The organism is Microbacterium sp. Y356, from assembly GCF_059445355.1.
Window position 1 is genome coordinate 125500 of sequence record NZ_JCAIUE010000004.1, and the last position, 17144, is coordinate 142643.

General features: G+C 63.4%; 14 protein-coding genes and 1 other RNA gene. 10 read left to right on the forward strand and 5 right to left on the reverse strand.

Going from position 1 to position 17144, the window contains the following annotated elements:
* Positions 1–8: 8 nt before the first annotated feature.
* The 3 genes from AC1C2Q_RS17840 to rnpB all read left to right on the forward strand — a co-directional run bounded on the left by AC1C2Q_RS17840 (position 9) and on the right by rnpB (position 2828).
* On the forward strand, positions 9–740 hold the full coding sequence (locus tag AC1C2Q_RS17840) for a zinc ribbon domain-containing protein (protein WP_495428811.1): 732 nt from the start codon (positions 9–11) through the stop codon (positions 738–740).
* Positions 737–2425 (forward strand): bifunctional 3'-5' exonuclease/DNA polymerase, encoded by a 1689-nt coding sequence (locus AC1C2Q_RS17845; protein ID WP_495451225.1) that lies wholly within the window; start codon positions 737–739, stop codon positions 2423–2425. Before AC1C2Q_RS17840 ends, AC1C2Q_RS17845 begins: the two co-directional genes overlap by 4 nt.
* A gap of 14 nt (positions 2426–2439) precedes the next feature.
* Positions 2440–2828: RNase P RNA component class A (gene rnpB, locus AC1C2Q_RS17850), an RNA gene on the forward strand.
* A gap of 144 nt (positions 2829–2972) precedes the next feature.
* Here rnpB and ppgK read toward each other — a convergent pair.
* Positions 2973–3719, reverse strand: a complete 747-nt coding sequence (ppgK, locus tag AC1C2Q_RS17855) for a polyphosphate--glucose phosphotransferase (protein WP_495428814.1) — start codon at positions 3717–3719, stop codon at positions 2973–2975.
* 69 nt (positions 3720–3788) lie between these two features.
* On the opposite strand from ppgK, the gene AC1C2Q_RS17860 reads away from it, so the two are divergent.
* From AC1C2Q_RS17860 to AC1C2Q_RS17875, 4 genes are read left to right on the forward strand one after another with little or no spacing between them, the layout of a single operon-like run.
* Positions 3789–4028 carry an SPOR domain-containing protein gene (locus tag AC1C2Q_RS17860; RefSeq protein WP_495428815.1) on the forward strand — a complete coding sequence of 80 codons (240 nt, stop codon included), beginning with the start codon at positions 3789–3791 and terminating at the stop codon, positions 4026–4028.
* A 14-nt stretch (positions 4029–4042) separates the two neighbouring features.
* Positions 4043–5380, forward strand: coding sequence for a glutamine synthetase family protein (locus tag AC1C2Q_RS17865; RefSeq protein WP_495431646.1), 1338 nt, complete (start codon positions 4043–4045; stop codon positions 5378–5380).
* A 4-nt stretch (positions 5381–5384) separates the two neighbouring features.
* Complete coding sequence (locus AC1C2Q_RS17870) at positions 5385–8360, forward strand: bifunctional [glutamine synthetase] adenylyltransferase/[glutamine synthetase]-adenylyl-L-tyrosine phosphorylase (RefSeq protein ID WP_495451226.1); 2976 nt, start codon at positions 5385–5387, stop codon at positions 8358–8360.
* A gap of 36 nt (positions 8361–8396) precedes the next feature.
* Positions 8397–9329: a diacylglycerol/lipid kinase family protein gene (locus AC1C2Q_RS17875; protein ID WP_495451227.1), complete on the forward strand. Its 933-nt coding sequence runs from the start codon at positions 8397–8399 to the stop codon at positions 9327–9329.
* A gap of 94 nt (positions 9330–9423) precedes the next feature.
* Here the strand turns inward: AC1C2Q_RS17875 and glnA are convergent, their stop codons facing one another.
* Complete coding sequence (gene glnA, locus AC1C2Q_RS17880; protein ID WP_495428818.1) at positions 9424–10848, reverse strand: type I glutamate--ammonia ligase; 1425 nt, start codon at positions 10846–10848, stop codon at positions 9424–9426.
* Positions 10849–10988: 140 nt separating this feature from the next.
* Here glnA and AC1C2Q_RS17885 point away from each other — a divergent pair, with 140 nt between their 5' ends.
* On the forward strand, positions 10989–11366 hold the full coding sequence (locus AC1C2Q_RS17885) for an RDD family protein (protein WP_495451290.1): 378 nt from the start codon (positions 10989–10991) through the stop codon (positions 11364–11366).
* A gap of 6 nt (positions 11367–11372) precedes the next feature.
* Here AC1C2Q_RS17885 and AC1C2Q_RS17890 read toward each other — a convergent pair whose 3' ends face one another.
* Positions 11373–11861: an ATP-dependent zinc protease family protein gene (locus tag AC1C2Q_RS17890; RefSeq protein ID WP_495428819.1), complete on the reverse strand. Its 489-nt coding sequence runs from the start codon at positions 11859–11861 to the stop codon at positions 11373–11375.
* 17 nt (positions 11862–11878) lie between these two features.
* Between AC1C2Q_RS17890 and AC1C2Q_RS17895 the strand changes: the two genes are divergently transcribed.
* Entirely contained in the window at positions 11879–13060 is a 1182-nt protein-coding gene (locus AC1C2Q_RS17895; RefSeq protein WP_495428820.1) for a RimK family alpha-L-glutamate ligase, read from the forward strand.
* A 37-nt stretch (positions 13061–13097) separates the two neighbouring features.
* On the opposite strand, the gene AC1C2Q_RS17900 is transcribed toward AC1C2Q_RS17895, so the two are convergent.
* Entirely contained in the window at positions 13098–13808 is a 711-nt protein-coding gene (locus AC1C2Q_RS17900) for a DUF4191 domain-containing protein (protein ID WP_495428821.1), read from the reverse strand.
* 145 nt (positions 13809–13953) lie between these two features.
* Between AC1C2Q_RS17900 and AC1C2Q_RS17905 the strand changes: the two genes are divergently transcribed.
* A complete protein-coding gene (locus AC1C2Q_RS17905; RefSeq protein WP_495451228.1) occupies positions 13954–15384 on the forward strand; it encodes a hypothetical protein in 1431 nt (476 codons plus the stop codon).
* 14 nt (positions 15385–15398) lie between these two features.
* Here AC1C2Q_RS17905 and sucB read toward each other — a convergent pair whose 3' ends face one another.
* Positions 15399–17135 (reverse strand): 2-oxoglutarate dehydrogenase, E2 component, dihydrolipoamide succinyltransferase, encoded by a 1737-nt coding sequence (sucB, locus tag AC1C2Q_RS17910; protein ID WP_495451229.1) that lies wholly within the window; start codon positions 17133–17135, stop codon positions 15399–15401.
* Positions 17136–17144: the final 9 nt, after the last annotated feature.

Below are 17144 nucleotides of genomic sequence, written 5' to 3' on the forward strand. Positions count from 1 at the left end.
TTGGACATGTGAACGCCAGCCCAGAGCACCAGCGCATCCTTCTCGACGTCGCCGACCTGGATCGGCGCATCCAGCAGGCCGAGCGCGCGCGTACGACGCCACCGCAAGGGCCGCGAATCAACGAGCTGGTGAAAGAGCGACAAGAGCAGCTGCGTGAGCTGACCACTCTGGCCGGCACTCGTGATGATGCGCGCACCGAGTTGACTCGGATCGAGTCTGACGTCAAGGTGGTCGAGCAGCGTCGCACGCGTGACACAGATCGATTGGCATCGGCCACGAATGCGAAGGATGCGCAGGCATTCGAGAGTGAACTCGCAAGCCTCGCCAAGCGCGTCAGCGACCTCGAAGACATCGAGCTTGAGGTGATGAGCAGGGTTGAAGACGCAGACGCTGCGGTCGCCACCCAACAGGCTCTCATCGACGTGATCACTGCTGAAGGATCAGAACTCACCGCACAGGCGAAGGCCGGGGTAGCGGCTGCAACGACTGAGATCGAACACCTCACGCGCGATCGCGAAGCGATCAGTGCAGCGATCCCGGCAGAGCTACTGGCCGACTACACGCGACGCGCATCGCGTGGCATCGGCGTCGGTCTGTTGCGTCGTGGCACCTGCGAAGGCTGCCGCATGATGCTCTCCGGCACTCATCTCAACGATGTCCGTCGAGCTGCCCCTGACGCCGTACTTTCCTGCCCGGAGTGTGGCGCCATCCTGGTGCGCACCGACGAATCGGGCTTGTGACCCCACCTGTCGTGATCCTGTTGGCAGCAACGGGATCTGGCGACTTCATCACCGTCGAACTCGACGGCGAAGGAACGGAGATCGAGCGCACGGGTGTACTTCCCGCTGATCTCGTTGACTGGGTGCGTGACGCGGAATCCACTCGCGCACCACGCTGGGTGATCCGCAGTGCCCGCGAGGTCTACCCGCGACTTCTGGCCGAGGGTGTGCAGCTCGCGCGAACGCATGACCTGCTGCTGTGCCACGCGATTCTTCGTGACACCGACCGCGTGGCACGTCCGCTCGCACCTTCCGCGGATTGGTTCCCGCGGGAGCCGGATATCGACATTCCCGCACCCGCGCTGTTCGATGTGATCGACGAGAAAGCGACTGACTCGGTTGCGGATCTTCTCGATCAGTACGCGGAACAGCGTCGCGTTATCGCGGCGGATCGCACAGGGCGTCTCAACCTACTGTGCGCGGCAGAGTCTGCCGCCGGTCTCATCGCGGAAGAGATGCGCGCCGCTGGCCTTCCATGGGATCCGGGTGAACATGACCGGATCCTTACGGAGGTGCTCGGGGCACGACCCGCTGGTGGCGGACTGCCCGCCCATATGGCCGAGCACGCTGACACGGTGCGGTTCCACCTGGGAGATGCGCAATTGCACCTCGAGAGTCACGTGAAGATGTTGCGCGCACTGCACCGGGTCGGGGTGAACGTTGAGTCGACCAGCCAGTGGGAGCTCAGCGAAATCTCGCACCCGGTCATCCCGCCATTGCTCGCCTACAAGAAGCTGTCGCGGCTGCTGAGTGCGAACGGCTGGACGTGGCTCTCCGAGTGGGTGCACGACGGACGATTTCGCCCCGTCTACATTCCTGGCGGCGTCGTCACCGGGCGATGGGCTTCCGCCGGCGGGGGAGCGTTGCAGCTTCCTCGCATCCTGCGACCCGCAGTACGAGCCGATCCGGGATGGACGTTGATCGTCGCTGACGTGGCGCAGCTCGAGCCACGAATGCTGGCAGCGATGGCGCAGGACAAGGTCATGGCAGAAGCGGCGCGTGGCCGTGATCTTTACGAGGGGGTCGTTGCGTCCGGGGCGGTGAAGACGCGCGAAGAAGCAAAATACGCGGTCCTCGGTGCGATGTACGGAGCGACGACCGGCGACAGTGGGCGGCTCGTTCCTCGCCTGCGCAAGGTGTATCCGCGGGCGATGCGCCTCGTGGACGAGGCCGCACGTAAAGGTGAGGGCGGCGGAGTCGTCTCGACCAGTCTCGGGCGATCCTCACCAGCCCCCGATGCGGCCTGGACGGCTCAACAGTCCGATGCCACTGGCGCTGATGTCGATCCCGCGACGGTGAAGCAGGCCAGGCAGCGCGCCAGAGAGCGGGGTCGATTCACGCGGAACTTCGTCGTGCAGGGCACCGCAGCGGAGTGGGCGCTGATCTGGTTGGCAGAGATCCGGCATCGGCTGCGGCAGCTGCCTGCGGCGCAGACGGCTGCCACGGCATCCGGCCCTTTCGCAACACATGCGCACTTGGCATTCTTCCTCCACGACGAGGTGATCTTGCACGTCCCCGAGGAGCAGGCGGATGCCGCGGCAGACGCCGTCAGGGAAGCTGCGAACATCGCGACGAGGCGCTTGTTCGGCTCGTTCCCCATCGATGTGCCACTCGACTTGCAGATCGTCCAGACTGCTGAGAAGTAGACTTGGCACGCGAATGGGTCAGCCAGACGGTCGCGTTGCGGGAAACCGCACCGAGGAACGTCCGGGCTCCACAGGGCAGGATGGTGGGTAACACCCACCCGGAGCAATCCGCGAGACAGTGCCACAGAGAGTAGACCGCCTCGCCGACACCGAGCTTGTCTCGGAGGCGTCGAGGTAAGGGTGAAAGGGTGGTGTAAGAGACCACCGGGGGTCATGGTGACATGACCTGCCAGGTAAACCTCGTCCGGAGCAAGGTCAGACAGAGGATGTTGACGCGGCTCGCCGAGTCCTCGGGTAGACCGCTAGAGCGGCGCGGCAACGTGTCGCGTAGAGAGATGGCCGTCGAAGGGAATCCCCGAGAGGGGCCCCGGAACAGAACCCGGCGTATCGGCTGGCCCATTCGCCTCACAACATGAAGAAAGAGCCCGACCATCGGTCGGGCTCTTTCTTGATGGGTTCAGGAGTCAGACGGGCATTTGATCCAGAGGGGCCACGCGCCCAGAGGCTCCGGACAGCGCGTCAGCGATGTCTGGAGTGGGCGTGGGGATCAGTCTCCGGCGAGGGATGCCGCGCCGATGATGCCCGAATTGTTACGGTGGATCGCTGGGACAATTGGGGTTTTGAGCTCCAGCAGCGGAAGGAAATCGGCGGCGTTCTTCGAGACTCCGCCGCCGACCACGAACAGGTCAGGGCTGAAGAGGAACTCGATGTGTGAGTAGAAAGCCTGCAGGCGCTCGGCCCACTCAGCCCAGCTGAGGCCCTCCCGCTCGCGCGCCGAGGTCGCGGCCCAGTGCTCCACCGAGTCGTGGCCGGCGAAGTTCAGGTGCCCGAGTTCCGTATTGGGAACCAACACGCCGTCGTAGAGGAACGCAGACCCGATACCGGTACCGAGGGTCGTCAGCAGGGTGAGACCGGAGACATCCCTGGCTGCGCCGTGACGTGCTTCTGCGACGCCTGCGGCATCGGCGTCGTTCACGAAGATGATGTTGCGGTTCAATCCGTCACGGAAGAACTGCTCCGCCTCGAAGTTCACCCATTCCTGGGAGACGTTTGCTGCAGACAGTGTCTTTCCGCGCTTGACGATGGCGGGGAATGCCACGCCGAGGGGCACCGTCAAGTCCTTCACGTCAAGCTTCTTCAGTACGGTTTGCACTGCCTTGAGGACATCCTGCGGTGATGCACCCTCGGGAGTTGGGACACGCACGCGGTCGGATGCCATCGTTCCGTGCTCGAGGTCGACGATGCCTGCTTTGATACCTGTGCCGCCGATGTCGACGCCGATCGCTTTTGCCATGTCCAATAGCCTACCGAGACTGCCTTGCGACAGTAGGATCGTGACAGATGCTTACGAAGGGAGCGGGTCATGTCTGACGGCAAGGATGTGTATATGTCTAACGGCGAACGCAAGTATTGGTACAACAGCAATACGGGCGAGGTTGAGTACGGGTACATCTCACCGGCCGTCAACCGAATCGGCCCCTTCGATACCGAACAGCAGGCTGCGCACGCATTGCAGACGCTGCGTGAGCGCTCCGAGGCCTGGGCTGTCGAAGAAGCGATCGATGAAGACTGGCGCAAGGCGACCGAAGTTGATGGGAAGTAGAGCGCCAAATGAGCATGGATAAGCAGCGAGATTTCGTGCTGCGCACGATCGAAGAGCGCGGCGTGAAGTTCGTCCGTCTCTGGTTCACAGATGTGATCGGCACTCTGAAGTCGGTGGCTATCGCGCCCGCCGAAGTCGAGGGCGCCTTCGCAGAGGGAATCGGATTCGACGGTTCGGCCATCGAAGGTCTGACGAGAACCTTTGAGTCGGATTTGCTCGCCCAACCAGACCCGACGACGTTCCAGACTTTGCCGTGGCGCGGTGAGATCGACCCGACGGCACGCATGTTCTGCGACCTCACCACGCCGGATGGTCAGCCGGCCGTTGCTGACCCACGGCATGTTCTCAAGCGAACGTTGGCCAAGGCCGGAGATGCCGGGTTCACGTTCTACACGCATCCCGAGATCGAGTTCTACCTCCTCAAGTCATCGGAGATCGGTCCCGACGGGCCGGTTCCGGTCGACTCCGCCGGATACTTCGACAACGTTCCGGGTGGCACCGCTCACGACTTCCGTCGTCGCTCCGTGCGGATGCTGGAAGACCTGGGTATCTCGGTCGAGTACAGCCATCATGAGGGCGGCCCTGGCCAGAACGAGATCGACCTGCGCTACGCCGATGCTCTGGCGACAGCAGACAACATAATGACCTTCCGCACAGTGATCAAAGAGGTCGCGATCGAGCAGGGCGTGTACGCGACGTTCATGCCGAAGCCGATCAGCGACCAGCCCGGCAGCGGCATGCACACTCACATGTCATTGTTCGAGGGCGATCAGAATGCCTTCTGGGAAGAGGGCGCCAAGTATCAGCTTTCCAAGACCGGCCGTCACTTCATTGCGGGGCTCCTGAAGCACGCGAACGAGATCGCGGCCGTCACCAACCAGTTCGTCAACTCGTACAAGCGACTCTGGGGCGGTGACGAGGCGCCGAGCTTTGTCACGTGGGGTCACACCAACCGCTCAGCGCTGGTGCGTGTGCCGATGTACAAGCCCCACAAGAGCCAGTCGTCTCGCGTCGAATACCGTGGACTGGATTCCGCCGCGAACCCGTATCTCGCGTACGCACTTCTGCTTGCCGCCGGTCTCAAGGGAATTGAGAACGAGTATGAACTGCCGCCCGAGGCGGAGAACAACGTGTGGTCGCTGAGCGACGCCGAACGCCGTGCTCTCGGTTACTCGTCTCTGCCTGCCAGCCTCGACCACGCGTTGGAGTACATGGAAAGCTCTGAGCTCGTTGCGGAGACGTTGGGCGAGCAGGTCTTCAACTACGTGCTACTCAACAAGCGCAAGGAGTGGGAGGCCTACCGTGGTCAGGTCACTCCGTTCGAGCTGAAGAGCAACCTCGAGCTTCTCTGAGCCTATGGCTCGGTCTGCCTCTGCATCCTCACTGTCGTCGCTTGCGCGCCTTGGCTTCACCCGGCTCAGCGCCGGTGTCGTCGCGCTCGAAGAGTTGTCTGGTCTGGTCGGCCTCGACCGCGAGGTGCTCGTCAGCGGCGCCATCGCGGCGGATCCGGATGCTGCTGCTGAAGGCATGCTGCATGTGGCTCGCCGTGACCCCATAGCGCTGGGGCGACTGCTGGGCGCTGACGAGGCGCGCACGTATGTGTGGCGCGTATTCGGTGCTTCCAGAGGCCTCGCCGACTTCTTCCTCCGGCACCCAGACCAGCTCGAGGTCCTGGCCGAGGTCGGGCCGCTGGTGCCGAACGAGGCGACCCTCTCCGAGCGCATGCTGCACGCCGTGGGCGCGGTAGATGGCTTCGCCTCTTCGGGTGACGAGTCCGCCTGGGTTGCATTGCGCATCGCCTACCGCAGGGCGATCGCTGAGATCGCAGCCATCGATCTGTCGACCCCAGAGCCGGCATCCAGGATCGCGGCCATCTCGGCAGCGCTTGCCGACGCTGCAGGTGCCGCGCTGGAAGCCGCATTGACGATCGCGCGGGCTCGCGTGTCGGACGTCGTTCCTCGTGAAGACGTCGCGCTCACCCAACTCGCCATCATCGGCATGGGCAAAGCGGGGGCCAGAGAGCTCAACTATGTGAGCGATGTCGACGTGATCTTCGTCGGCGGCAGCGCGGATGAATCGCGGCTCGAAGAAGGACGCGCCATCGATATCGCGACAAAGCTCGCGAGAGAGACGATGCGTGCTCTGTCTGCGGCTGAGATCGAGCCGCCCCTGTGGGAAGTCGACGCGAACCTGCGACCGGAAGGAAAACAGGGGGCGCTTGTTCGCTCGCTGGGGTCGCACCTGGCGTACTACGACCGCTGGGCCAAGAGCTGGGAGTTTCAGGCGCTACTGAAGGCGCGACCGCTGGCCGGAGACCCCGAACTCGGACACGCGTATATCGAGGCAGTGCAGCCGAAGATCTGGTCGAGTGCGGCGCGCGAGAACTTCGTCGACAGCGTGCAACGTATGCGGGAGCGAGTCACCGAACACATCGACTCGAAAGACGCGGAGTACCAGATCAAGCTGGGCGCCGGAGGCCTGCGAGACATCGAGTTCACAGTGCAGCTGTTGCAGCTCGTGCATGGACTCACCGATCCCAGCATCCGCACGCGGGGAACGCTGGAGAGCCTGGATGCTCTCGTCGCCGGGGGATATATCGGCCGGGAGGATGCGGCGACGTTCGCGGCCGACTATCGCACGCTGCGTCTGCTGGAACACCGACTGCAGCTGCGAGAGCTGTCGCGTACACACCTGATGCCACGCGCTCCAGAGGAGCTACGGGGGCTCGCGAGAGCGACCGGCCTCGCCGAGGATGCCGCAGGCATCTGGTCGCTGTGGGAGCGTGTGCGGCGCGAAGTGCGCGAGATCCACACTCGGCTGTTCTATCGGCCGCTTCTGAGCGCGGTCGCTGAGTTGCCGGAAGACCAACGAACGATGACCACGGAGCACGCACGAGACCGACTGGCGGCGATTGGTTTCCGCGACCCCGCTGGCGCACTCCGGCACATCGGAGCCCTCACCACTGGCATCAGTCGCAAGGTCACGATCCAGCGACACCTCATCCCGGTCATGGTCAGCTGGTTCGCCGAAGGCAGCGATCCTGACTATGCCCTGCTCGCTTTCCGTCGTATCAGCGAGCGTCTGGGTGACAGCTCCTGGTTCCTGCGTATGCTGCGTGACTCCTCAGGAGCAGCGGAGAGTTTGACCCGGCTGCTGTCATCCTCGCGCTACGTCGGTGAGCTGATGGAGTGGATCCCGGAATCGGTGGCGTGGCTCGACAGCGCCGAGCTCCTTCGCCCGCGCGGCGAAGCCAAACTGTATGAAGAAGCACGGGCGATCCAGACACGACACAGCTCTGTGGCGTCGGCGCTCAAGGCGGTGCGGGCCCTGAGACGTCGCGAACTGCTGCGCACCGCGATGGGGGCAGTCCTTGGCGTCCTGACGATCGAAGAACTGGCAACCGCACTCACCGCCATCACCGACGCGACGATTCAGGCGGGGCTGCGGGCCGTGCGCCGAGAGGTTGTCTCGGCCGAGGATGATGCGCTGGAGTTCGCCGTGATCGGTATGGGGCGCTTCGGCGGCGCTGAGCTCGGCTTCGGATCGGATGCCGACATTCTCTACGTCTATGACGCGAACGGGATCGATCCGGAACGGGCGCAGTCTCTGGCGATGAAACTCGTCTCTGGGTTGCGGGAGCACCTCACCGATCATCGCGTACCGCTCGACCTCGATGCGGACCTGCGGCCTGAAGGGCGTCAGGGGCCTCTCGTGCGCTCTATCGCGGCCTATGCCGAGTACTACCGCCGCTGGTCGGTGTCGTGGGAAGCACAGGCGCTGCTGCGCGCCCGCGGTGTGGCCGGTAGTTCGCAGTTGATCGAGAAGTTCACGGCGCTGGCCGACACCATTCGGTATCCAGCGGAAGTCGATCAGCAGGGTTTGCGCGAGATCAAGCGGATCAAGGCCCGAGTCGAGGGGGAGAGGCTTCCGCAGGGAGCCGATCCACATCGTCATCTCAAGCTGGGCCCAGGATCGCTCAGCGACGTCGAGTGGCTGGTGCAACTCATCCAGCTGCAGCATGCACACGGCATTCCAGCACTGCGCACCACCTCGACGCTCGGCGCCCTTCAGGCGGCGGTAGACGCCGAGCTCCTCTCGGCTGACGACGCCGAGCTACTCCGTGAAGCCTGGTTGCTCTCGAGCCGTTTACGTTCGGCGATGACACTGCTCACCGGAAAGACCAGCGACATTCTGCCAGGAGATCGCCGCGAGTTGGATGCGATCGGGCGGCTTTTGGGATACCCGGACCGCTCGGCAACTGCTGTTGAAGAGGACTTCTTCGGTGTCACTCGACGAGCACGACGCGTCTTCGAGCACCTTTTCTACGGATGAGTTGCAGTTTGGCCGCAGCAGCCCCAGGCTGAACATATGACAGGAACGAAGCTCGGCATCATCTGGAATCCGTCGAAGATCGATGAGAGCGAGTTACGGTCAGCGGTTGACGCTCACCTCGACGGTTCTGCCGATGCATCAGATGCAGTTCAGTGGTGGGAGACGAGCGAGGATGACCCTGGTCTCGGCATGGCACAGGATGCCGTGAAGGCAGGATGCACCACCGTGATCGCCGTTGGCGGAGACGGCACTGTGCGGGCCGTTGCAGAGGGACTTGCGGGAACTGACGTAACGCTCGCAATCGTGCCGCAGGGGACCGGGAACCTCCTGGCGCGCAACCTCGAGGTACCGCTTGATGACATTCCTGCTGCGCTTGCGCGCATCAGCGCAGGCGATACGCGGACGATCGACCTCGGTTGGGTCACCTTCAATGGTGAGGAGCGCGCCTTCGCAGTCATGGTGGGGTTCGGTGTCGATGCACAGATGCTGGTGGAAACCGATGACGATTTGAAGAACCGTGCGGGTTGGCTCGCCTACATCGAGGCGATGGGGCGTGCGATGGCCGGCACGGAGATGACCGGCATCACCATGGCAATCGATGAGGGAGAACTGCAGGAACTGCGGGGGCACACGCTGCTGATCGGCAACTGCGGGATGGTGCAGGGCGGCATCCGTCTGCTTCCGGACGCCAAAGTCGACGATGGGTTGCTTGACCTGCTGCTGGTGAGCGCGGACGGCGCATTGCAATGGCTCGACACTGCACGCTCGGTGATCTGGGACAACGGCATCCGCCGGCTCTTCAAGGGCGAGGAGAGCGCGGTGAGCACGGAATCGACACGGCACCTGACAGCTGAACGCGTGAAGATTGAACTCGAAAAGCCTCTTGCCTTTGAAGTCGACGGTGAAGAGGTCGGAGAGGTCTCGGCATTCGAGGTGCGAGTGCAGCCCGGCGCGCTGCGCGTGCACTGAACTTCACGTCCGTCTGTCTGGCGGCACGGAGCCTATCCAGAAACGCGAAGGTCCCGCCCAGAATGAACTGGGCGGGACCTTTTGCTTTAGGCGACTACACGCCGTAGTACAGCTCGAATTCGAACGGGTGCGGACGCTGTGCGATCGGCAGGATCTCGTTCTCGATCTTGTAGGAGATCCAGGTCTCGATGAGCTCTGCTGTGAACACGCCACCCTCAAGCAGGAACTGGTGGTCTTCGCGCAGAGCCTCGAGCGAGTCCAGCAGCGAGTTCGGAACCTGAGGGATGTTCTTGGCCTCCTCCGGGGGAAGCTCGTACAGGTCCTTGTCGATCGGCGCGAGGGGCTCGATGCGGTTCTTGATGCCGTCCAGGCCCGCCATCAGCTGCGCGGCGAACGCGAGGTAGGGGTTACCGGAAGCATCCGGAACGCGGAACTCGATGCGCTTGGCCTTCGGGTTCGACCCGGTCAGCGGGATGCGCACGGCCGCGGAACGGTTGCCGGCGGAGTACGCGAGGTTCACAGGAGCCTCGAAACCCTTGACCAGGCGGTGGTAGCTGTTCACCGTCGGGTTCGTGAACGCCAGTACGGCATCGGCGTGCTTGAGGAGACCACCGATGTACCAACGGGCAACGTCGCTGAGCTGTGCGTAACCGGCCTCGTCGTAGAACAACGGCTTGCCTTCGCTCCACAGCGACTGGTGCGTGTGCATACCGGAGCCGTTGTCGCCATAGAGCGGCTTCGGCATGAAGGTCACCGACTTGCCCCACTCTTCAGCGGTGTTCTTGACGATGTACTTAAACTTCAGGATGTCGTCGGCGGCGTGGACCATCGTGTCGAAGCGGTAGTTGATCTCCTGCTGCCCGCCGGTGCCGACCTCGTGGTGCGAGCGCTCGAGAATGAAGCCCGCATCGATGAGCTTGAGCGTGATGTCGTCGCGAAGATCCGCAGTCTTGTCGACCGGGCTGACGGGGAAGTAGCCACCCTTGTACGGGGTCTTGTTACCGAGGTTGCCGCCCTCTTCTTCGCGGCCGGTGTTCCACGCGCCTTCTTCAGAGTCGACGCTGTAGAAGCTCGAGTTTGCCGTCACTGAGTAACGAACGTCATCGAAGATGTAGAACTCGGCCTCGGGGGCGAAGAACGCGGTGTCGGCGATGCCGGTGGAGACGAGGTACTTCTCTGCCTTCTTGGCAACCTGACGCGGGTCCTTCGAGTAGATCTCGCCGGTGCGCGGGTTGTAGATGTCGAAGAGCATCACGAGGGTGCTCGCCTCGCGGAACGGGTCGACATACGCCGTCGTCACATCAGGGATGAGCTGCATGTCGGACTCGTGGATGCTCGCGAAACCGCGGATCGAGGAGCCGTCGAACAGCTGGCCGTTCGTGAAGAAGTCCTCATCGACAGTCGACGCGGGAATGTTGAAGTGCTGCTGAACGCCGGGCAGATCGGTGAAACGAATGTCAAGGAATTTGACGTCGTTTTCCTTGATGTAGCTCAGCACCTCGGACGAATCGGTGAACATATATCACTCCTGGATAATGCGGATTTGGGTCTGGAAACCTTAACGAAGGCTAGGCGGGAAGGGTTACTTCGCCGTGTCCTCTTTGTTTCGGCCATGTTACAGACCCCCGGTAGACTTGACCCGTGACGGATGCTCAGAACATGTACCCCGGTGAGCGTCTCGGCTTCCCCGAAGCCGGCGTCGGAAGCATCGGCCGCATCGGCCGTCGGATCGGGGCACTGGCGATTGACTGGGCCGCTGCGGTGATCATTTCGATCGCGTTCTTCCAGTACGACTCGCTAGCAACGCTGCTGGTGTTCGCCGTCGTGCAGATCGTCTTCATTCCGACACTGGGCGGCAGCCCCGGTCACCGTATGGTCGGCATGCGACTCGTGATGTTGAACGGATCATGGGTGGGGCTGTGGCGTCCCATCGTGCGTACCCTGCTGCTTGTGGTGGTTATTCCCGCAGTGATCTGGGACCCAGATCAGCGCGGCCTCCACGACAAGGCAGTGGGAACGGTATTGATCCGCGCATGACGCGGTTCAGATACGCCCGCGATTGCGATGTCTGGTCTCTTTCGGTGCGCGACCGCCGAGGAACGAACGCGCAGGATCGATGATGAACCCGCGTCTCAGCGCCTCGCGTCCGATCAACATCCGAAAACCCATCTCGTCACGGTTGCTCAGCGTCACCTCAGAGATGATCAGCCGGTCAACGAGACGGATCGCGAGCAGCACGACAAGACGCTTCTGCGCGTGGCCAGACGAACTGCGCACTTCCCGGCGATCATGGACCGGACATTCGACGAATGTGGCATCCGCATTGGTGTGTTGCCATGGGTTCACTCGAAAGCGCACCCAATCTTCACCCTCGCGTTCGAACTCTTCAATATCGAACGCGTGCAGGGACGAGGTGCGCGCACCGGTATCGATCTTGGCTTTGATCCAGTCGACACCCGCATCCGGCAGGCTCACCCATTCACGCCACCCCGTAAGAGTGTTTGAATGAGAAGACCTATCCACTCGATACATCTTGGCAGGAAAAGTTCGTGAAGCTTGCAGTCCTCTCGCGTGCACCGCACGCCTACTCGACGCAGCGCCTCCGCGCGGCCGCACTTCAGCGCGGTCACAACGTCAAGGTGCTGAACACATTGAGGTTCGCGATCGATCTGACGGCGGACGAACCCGATCTGCACTTTAGGGGCAGGCAACTGAGTGACTATGATGCGATCTTGCCGCGAATCGGCAACTCGATCACGTACTTCGGCACGGCTGTAGTGCGTCAGTTCGAGCAGATGGATGTCTACACGCCCAACACGGCGAATGGCATCTCGAATGCTCGCGACAAGCTCCGGGCGAATCAGATCCTCTCGCGCCACAACATCGCGATGCCAGCGACCGCATTCGTGCGCAATCGCGCGGATGTGCGGCCGGCCATCGAGCGCGTGGGCGGTGCCCCCGTCGTCATCAAGTTGCTGGAGGGAACACAGGGCATCGGCGTGATTCTCGCTCCCCAGGTCAAGGTCGCCGAAGCCATCATCGAGACATTGCACTCCACAAAGCAGAACGTGCTCATTCAAAAGTTCATCGCCGAGAGCCGGGGGCGAGACATCAGGGCTCTGGTCGTCGGGGATCGTGTGGTTGCGGCCATGCGGCGCGTTGCGGCCGGCGATGAGTTCCGCTCCAACGTGCATCGCGGCGGCAGCGTGGAGCCCGTGGAACTCGATCCGATCTATGAGCAGGCCGCAGTGCGTTCGGCACAGATCATGGGCCTGCGCGTCGCCGGTGTCGACATGCTCGAGGGCGACGACGGTCCGCTGGTGATGGAAGTCAACTCGTCACCGGGCCTGCAGGGCATTGAGCAGGCCACGAACCTCGACGTTGCTGGCGCCATCATCGATTACATCTCGGCGCAGGTGGCGTTCCCGGAGATCGATGTACGTCAGCGGCTCACCGTGTCGACGGGATACGGCGTTGCCGAGCTGCTCGTGCACAACGCCGCAGAACTCGTCGGTAGGACGCTGGGGGAATCGGGCCTGTGGGAGCGCGACATCACGGTGCTCACGTTGCACCGCGGGGTCAATGTGATTCCGAACCCCCGCAAGCACATTGTTCTCGAGGCAGACGATCGTCTTCTCTGCTTCGGAAAGCTCGACGAGATGCGCGGGATGATCCCTGAGCGCCGTCGGCGTCGTGCGAAGGTGCGTCGCCTTCCCCCACAGCACCTCTGAGTTGAACTGAGCTCAGCTCAACGAGGGCCAGCTCAACTCAACGAGGGCGCTGCGCGCGGGCCTTCGTAGGGTCGATGCCCTTCGGGATCGGCAGCGACGAGATCGACTGCGAGACAGAGTCGATACGGCGGATCACGGCGGCAAGCGTGGTCTTGTTGATCGCCTTCGGAAGCTTCTTGATTGTCTTCGCGAGGTCAGCGATCGCCACCTCGTCTTCCCCGTGCCCGACGTAGAAGACGTGCACGGGTACGCCGTTTGCGACGCGCTGGGCCTTGGTTCGCTCTTCGTTCACGAGACGCGTGAGCCGTCCGCGTGCGCCTTCACCGACGACGACGATGCCGCCGCGGCCAATGGCGCGGTAGACGGCTTCTTGCGTTTTCGGGTTGATGCCGACGGGGGTATCTGAAGCCTGCCAGTTACGGCCGAGACTTGAACTCAGGACGTGCCCAGCGGCGCCGGGCATGCCGTCGATCTTGGCGTACATCGCATTCGTCGACAGGCGTGTCATCAAGAACAGCGCTCCGAGGACACCGAGCATCAGTCCGGTGACACCCCAGAGGATGAGAGTCCAGACCTGGAAGGGCGGAATCAGATATCCGGCGACCAGGCCGAGTAGCACGCCGACGAGCAGGATCGCGATCTGGGCCCAGGGCAGCCAGCCGTAAACCTCACGCGTGAACCGGAAGAGGGACTTGATCTGGGAGAAGAACCCAGGGCGCTTCTCGGTTGCTGGAGCACTCTTAGCCATGAGTACAGACTACCGAGTCGGCGAGCCCCGAATGTGCGCGTTCGCGGGTGGCGCACTGGTTCTGCACAATTTCGAGTGGCGGAGATTCGTCCACATTTCGGCCGTCTTCGCCCCGACAGCCTCGTGAATCAGATGTGATGGTGCAATGACCGAGACGGATGCTGTCGCAGATCGTTCTTCTTTGGTGCCTGGGGCCCATCGAATGATCCGTGCGGTGGACGGGCGGGAGGGTCCTTTTGCAGGCACTCTCGTCACGGTCGACGACGGTGTGTCTGTCTGTGTGGATGCGGAGTTGCTCGCCAATTGGGACGGGTGGGCATTCTCGGATTCTGAGCACATCTGTGGGGTGATAGATGTTCGTCGTCGTGTGAACGGTCATGATGCGCTGCTGCCATGGTGCACTCAGCGCATCGAGACATTCTTGGGGCGCAGGCGGGCCGCTGAAGCGGAACTCACGGCGGGCGAGCTGGGGACGCTCGTCGTGAGCCTGCTCCGAGGGATGCGTGAGCTCGGAAAAGACTCAGACAATGCAGTAGGCATTTGGTGGCTGACCAGCGACGGGCGACCGTTGTTCGTGCATGGCGACGGTAGCGCGGCCCGTGCAGGCACTGCTGCTCTCGTGGAGCGCGTCTCGCAACACAACACGGATCGTGCCACCGTGCGCATCCTCGAGGAGGTCACGGCGGCGCTACGGCAACCGCGTCATCACGTCGATGACGATCAGCGCTGGGAAGAGCAACTGTTCGCGCTGGCGGCACCGCGTGCGCTTCGACTTGACGTCTTCGCGCCGGAGCGAGCAGCCGATATTGCCTCGCACCGGATGCCGAGGGTCGGTGTTCCATCTGAGGCACATGGCACCCGGCGAGCGAGAAGCAGCGCGCTGCGACAGCAGCACGATCTCCCTCACCGTGTGAGGGAAGCTTTCGTCGCTGCCAGCGAACGGGGGAGGGCGCTGCTCGGGCGCTTCCAGCGGGGTGGCAACAGCACGACAGACGTCCCGCCGAAGGCTTCCAGGCGGCGACCGTTGATCCTGGCGGGATCGCTCGCTGCGGCGGTGCTGGTCGTGGGGCTGATGTGGCCGAGTGGAGGCACGTCAGACGGCGCGAACGCAGGAGTGGCGGTGCCCAAGGCGACGGAGTCCGTTGTGCCCGAGCCAGGCGGGACCGAGCCAGCCGGGACCGAGCCTGCGGAATCTGTGGAACAGGCGGGATCTCCACCCGTAGATGAATCGCCGCGTCCGGTAGACCCCGTTGAGGCGCCAATGGCCGAAGTGGATGCGTTGGGCGCCGTCCCCGCCTTGCTGGAGGCGATCCTAGCCTGCGTGAAGGCAGAGGCAGAGCAGTGTCTCGACGCGGTCGCGGAAGGCGCTCCGATGCCGACGGACGGTGCAGCAAGCGCCGGTTCGCACGCGAGCACAGCGGCTTTGGTCGATGACTATGGAGACGTGGCCGTCATCAGACTCACCCCGGTGGGCGGAGATGCTTCGGCGGCAGGAGAGCAGATGCTAGTGCTAGAGCGCCAGAACGACATCTGGCTGGTGCGCGACGTGTATGACGTCGCGCACCAGCCAGAGTGAGTGCGTGCCTGTGGTCAGGCGCCGAGGTTGCCCGCGAAGTTCGCAGCCTCAAGACGAGTCTTGATCGCCCCGAGGAAGCGTGCAGCGTCTGCACCGTCGACGATGCGGTGATCGTACGACAGCGCAAGGTAAACGTACGAACGGACAGCAATCGCGTCGACGCCATCGACCTTGACCAGGCCCGGGCGCTTGACGACCGTGCCGGTGCCGAGGATCGCGGACTGCGGCAGGAACACGACAGGCGTGTCGAACAGCGCGCCACGCGAACCGGTGTTGGTCAGCGTGAACGTGCCACCGGCGAGCTCGTCGGGCTTCAACTTGTTGTCGCGTGTGCGAGCAGCGAGGTCAGCGATCTCGTGCGCGATCTGAGCGATGCTCTTCGATGCGGCGTCGCGCAGCACCGGCGTAAGAAGACCACGCTCGGTGTCAACAGCGATCGACATGTTCTCCGTCGCCGGGTAGACGATGTTCTCGCCGTCGACAGTGGAGTTGACGATCGGGAACGCCTGCAGAGCTTCCGCGGTAGCAAGCGCGAAGAACGGCAGGAAGGAGAGCTTGTCGCCCGTCTTCTGCAGGAACTCGGCCTTGACGCTGTCGCGGTAGTTCGCCACGCCAGTGACGTCCACCTCAACCACGGTGGTCAGCTGTGCCGTCTGCTGCATCGACTCAACCGCGCGCTTTGCGAGCACCTTGCGAAGACGCGACATCGGCTGGGTTGTGCCGCGCAACGGCGAAACCTCGAGCGGTGCCGGGGCAGCCGCAGCGGGAGCTGTGGCCGGAGCAGTGCTCTTGGCTTCAGCAGCCTTCAGAACGTCTTCCTTACGGATACGTCCGCCGACGCCGGATCCAGTGACACTCGCCAGATCGACACCCTGCTGGGATGCGAGACGACGCACAAGCGGGGTGACGTAGATGCCGTCGTTGCTCTCGGCAGCGGGAGCAACCGGGGCAGGAGCTGCCGGAGCAGGTGCGGCCGCGGGAGCCGCCGGAGCAGGTGTGGCCGCCGGCGCCGCTGGGGCAGCAGCCGGTGCGGCGGGTGCCGGTGCGGCAGCAGGCGCTGCCGGGGCAGCGGGAGCTTCTGCAGCAGGTGCCGGAGCAGCGACCGGGGCCGCCGCTGCGGGTGCGCCAGAACCAACACGGGCGAGAACGCTGCCAACGGCGATGGTCTCGTCTTCCGCAGCAAGGATCTCCTGCAGGATGCCAGCAACCGGCGAGGGAATCTCGGTGTCGACCTTGTCGGTCGAGATCTCCAGCAGTGCCTCATCGACGGCGATTTCATCGCCGATCTGCTTCAGCCAACGGGTGACGGTGCCCTCGGTGACGCTTTCACCAAGCTCAGGGAGCACGATGTCGGTCGAGTCGCCAGCGGGCGCAGCCTGGGCCGGCGCAGCCTCAGCAGCGGGCGCTGCCTCAGGTGCGGGGGTTGCCTCGGCGGGTGCCGCTTCAGGTGCGGGCGCGGCCTCGGCTGCGGGCTCTGCGGCTGCCGGAGCATCCGCAGCGGGTGCGGCACCGCTGCCATCGCCGATTCGGGCCAGAAGTGCGCCTACCTCAACGGTGTCGTCTTCGGCGACCAGGATCTCCTCGACGATGCCGGCGACTGGCGAAGGGATCTCGGTGTCGACCTTGTCGGTCGAGATCTCCAGCAGGCCTTCATCCGCCTCGACGGAGTCTCCCACCTGCTTCAGCCAGCGGGTAACCGTACCCTCTGTGACGCTCTCACCGAGAGCGGGGAGGACCACGGATGTGCTCATGACGGAGTC

Excerpts from the sequence above, each read along its gene's own strand:
- ppgK (WP_495428814.1), bottom strand. The coding sequence starts at position 3,719 with ATGGCAAAAGCGATCGGCGTCGACATCGGCGGCACAGGTATCAAAGCA.
- AC1C2Q_RS17860 (WP_495428815.1), top strand. The coding sequence starts at position 3,789 with ATGTCTGACGGCAAGGATGTGTATATGTCTAACGGCGAACGCAAGTAT.
- AC1C2Q_RS17865 (WP_495431646.1), top strand. The coding sequence starts at position 4,043 with ATGGATAAGCAGCGAGATTTCGTGCTGCGCACGATCGAAGAGCGCGGC.
- AC1C2Q_RS17870 (WP_495451226.1), top strand. The coding sequence starts at position 5,385 with ATGGCTCGGTCTGCCTCTGCATCCTCACTGTCGTCGCTTGCGCGCCTT.
- AC1C2Q_RS17875 (WP_495451227.1), top strand. The coding sequence starts at position 8,397 with ATGACAGGAACGAAGCTCGGCATCATCTGGAATCCGTCGAAGATCGAT.
- glnA (WP_495428818.1), bottom strand. The coding sequence starts at position 10,848 with ATGTTCACCGATTCGTCCGAGGTGCTGAGCTACATCAAGGAAAACGAC.
- AC1C2Q_RS17885 (WP_495451290.1), top strand. The coding sequence starts at position 10,989 with ATGTACCCCGGTGAGCGTCTCGGCTTCCCCGAAGCCGGCGTCGGAAGC.
- AC1C2Q_RS17890 (WP_495428819.1), bottom strand. The coding sequence starts at position 11,861 with ATGTATCGAGTGGATAGGTCTTCTCATTCAAACACTCTTACGGGGTGG.
- AC1C2Q_RS17900 (WP_495428821.1), bottom strand. The coding sequence starts at position 13,808 with ATGGCTAAGAGTGCTCCAGCAACCGAGAAGCGCCCTGGGTTCTTCTCC.
- AC1C2Q_RS17905 (WP_495451228.1), top strand. The coding sequence starts at position 13,954 with ATGACCGAGACGGATGCTGTCGCAGATCGTTCTTCTTTGGTGCCTGGG.
- sucB (WP_495451229.1), bottom strand. The coding sequence starts at position 17,135 with ATGAGCACATCCGTGGTCCTCCCCGCTCTCGGTGAGAGCGTCACAGAG.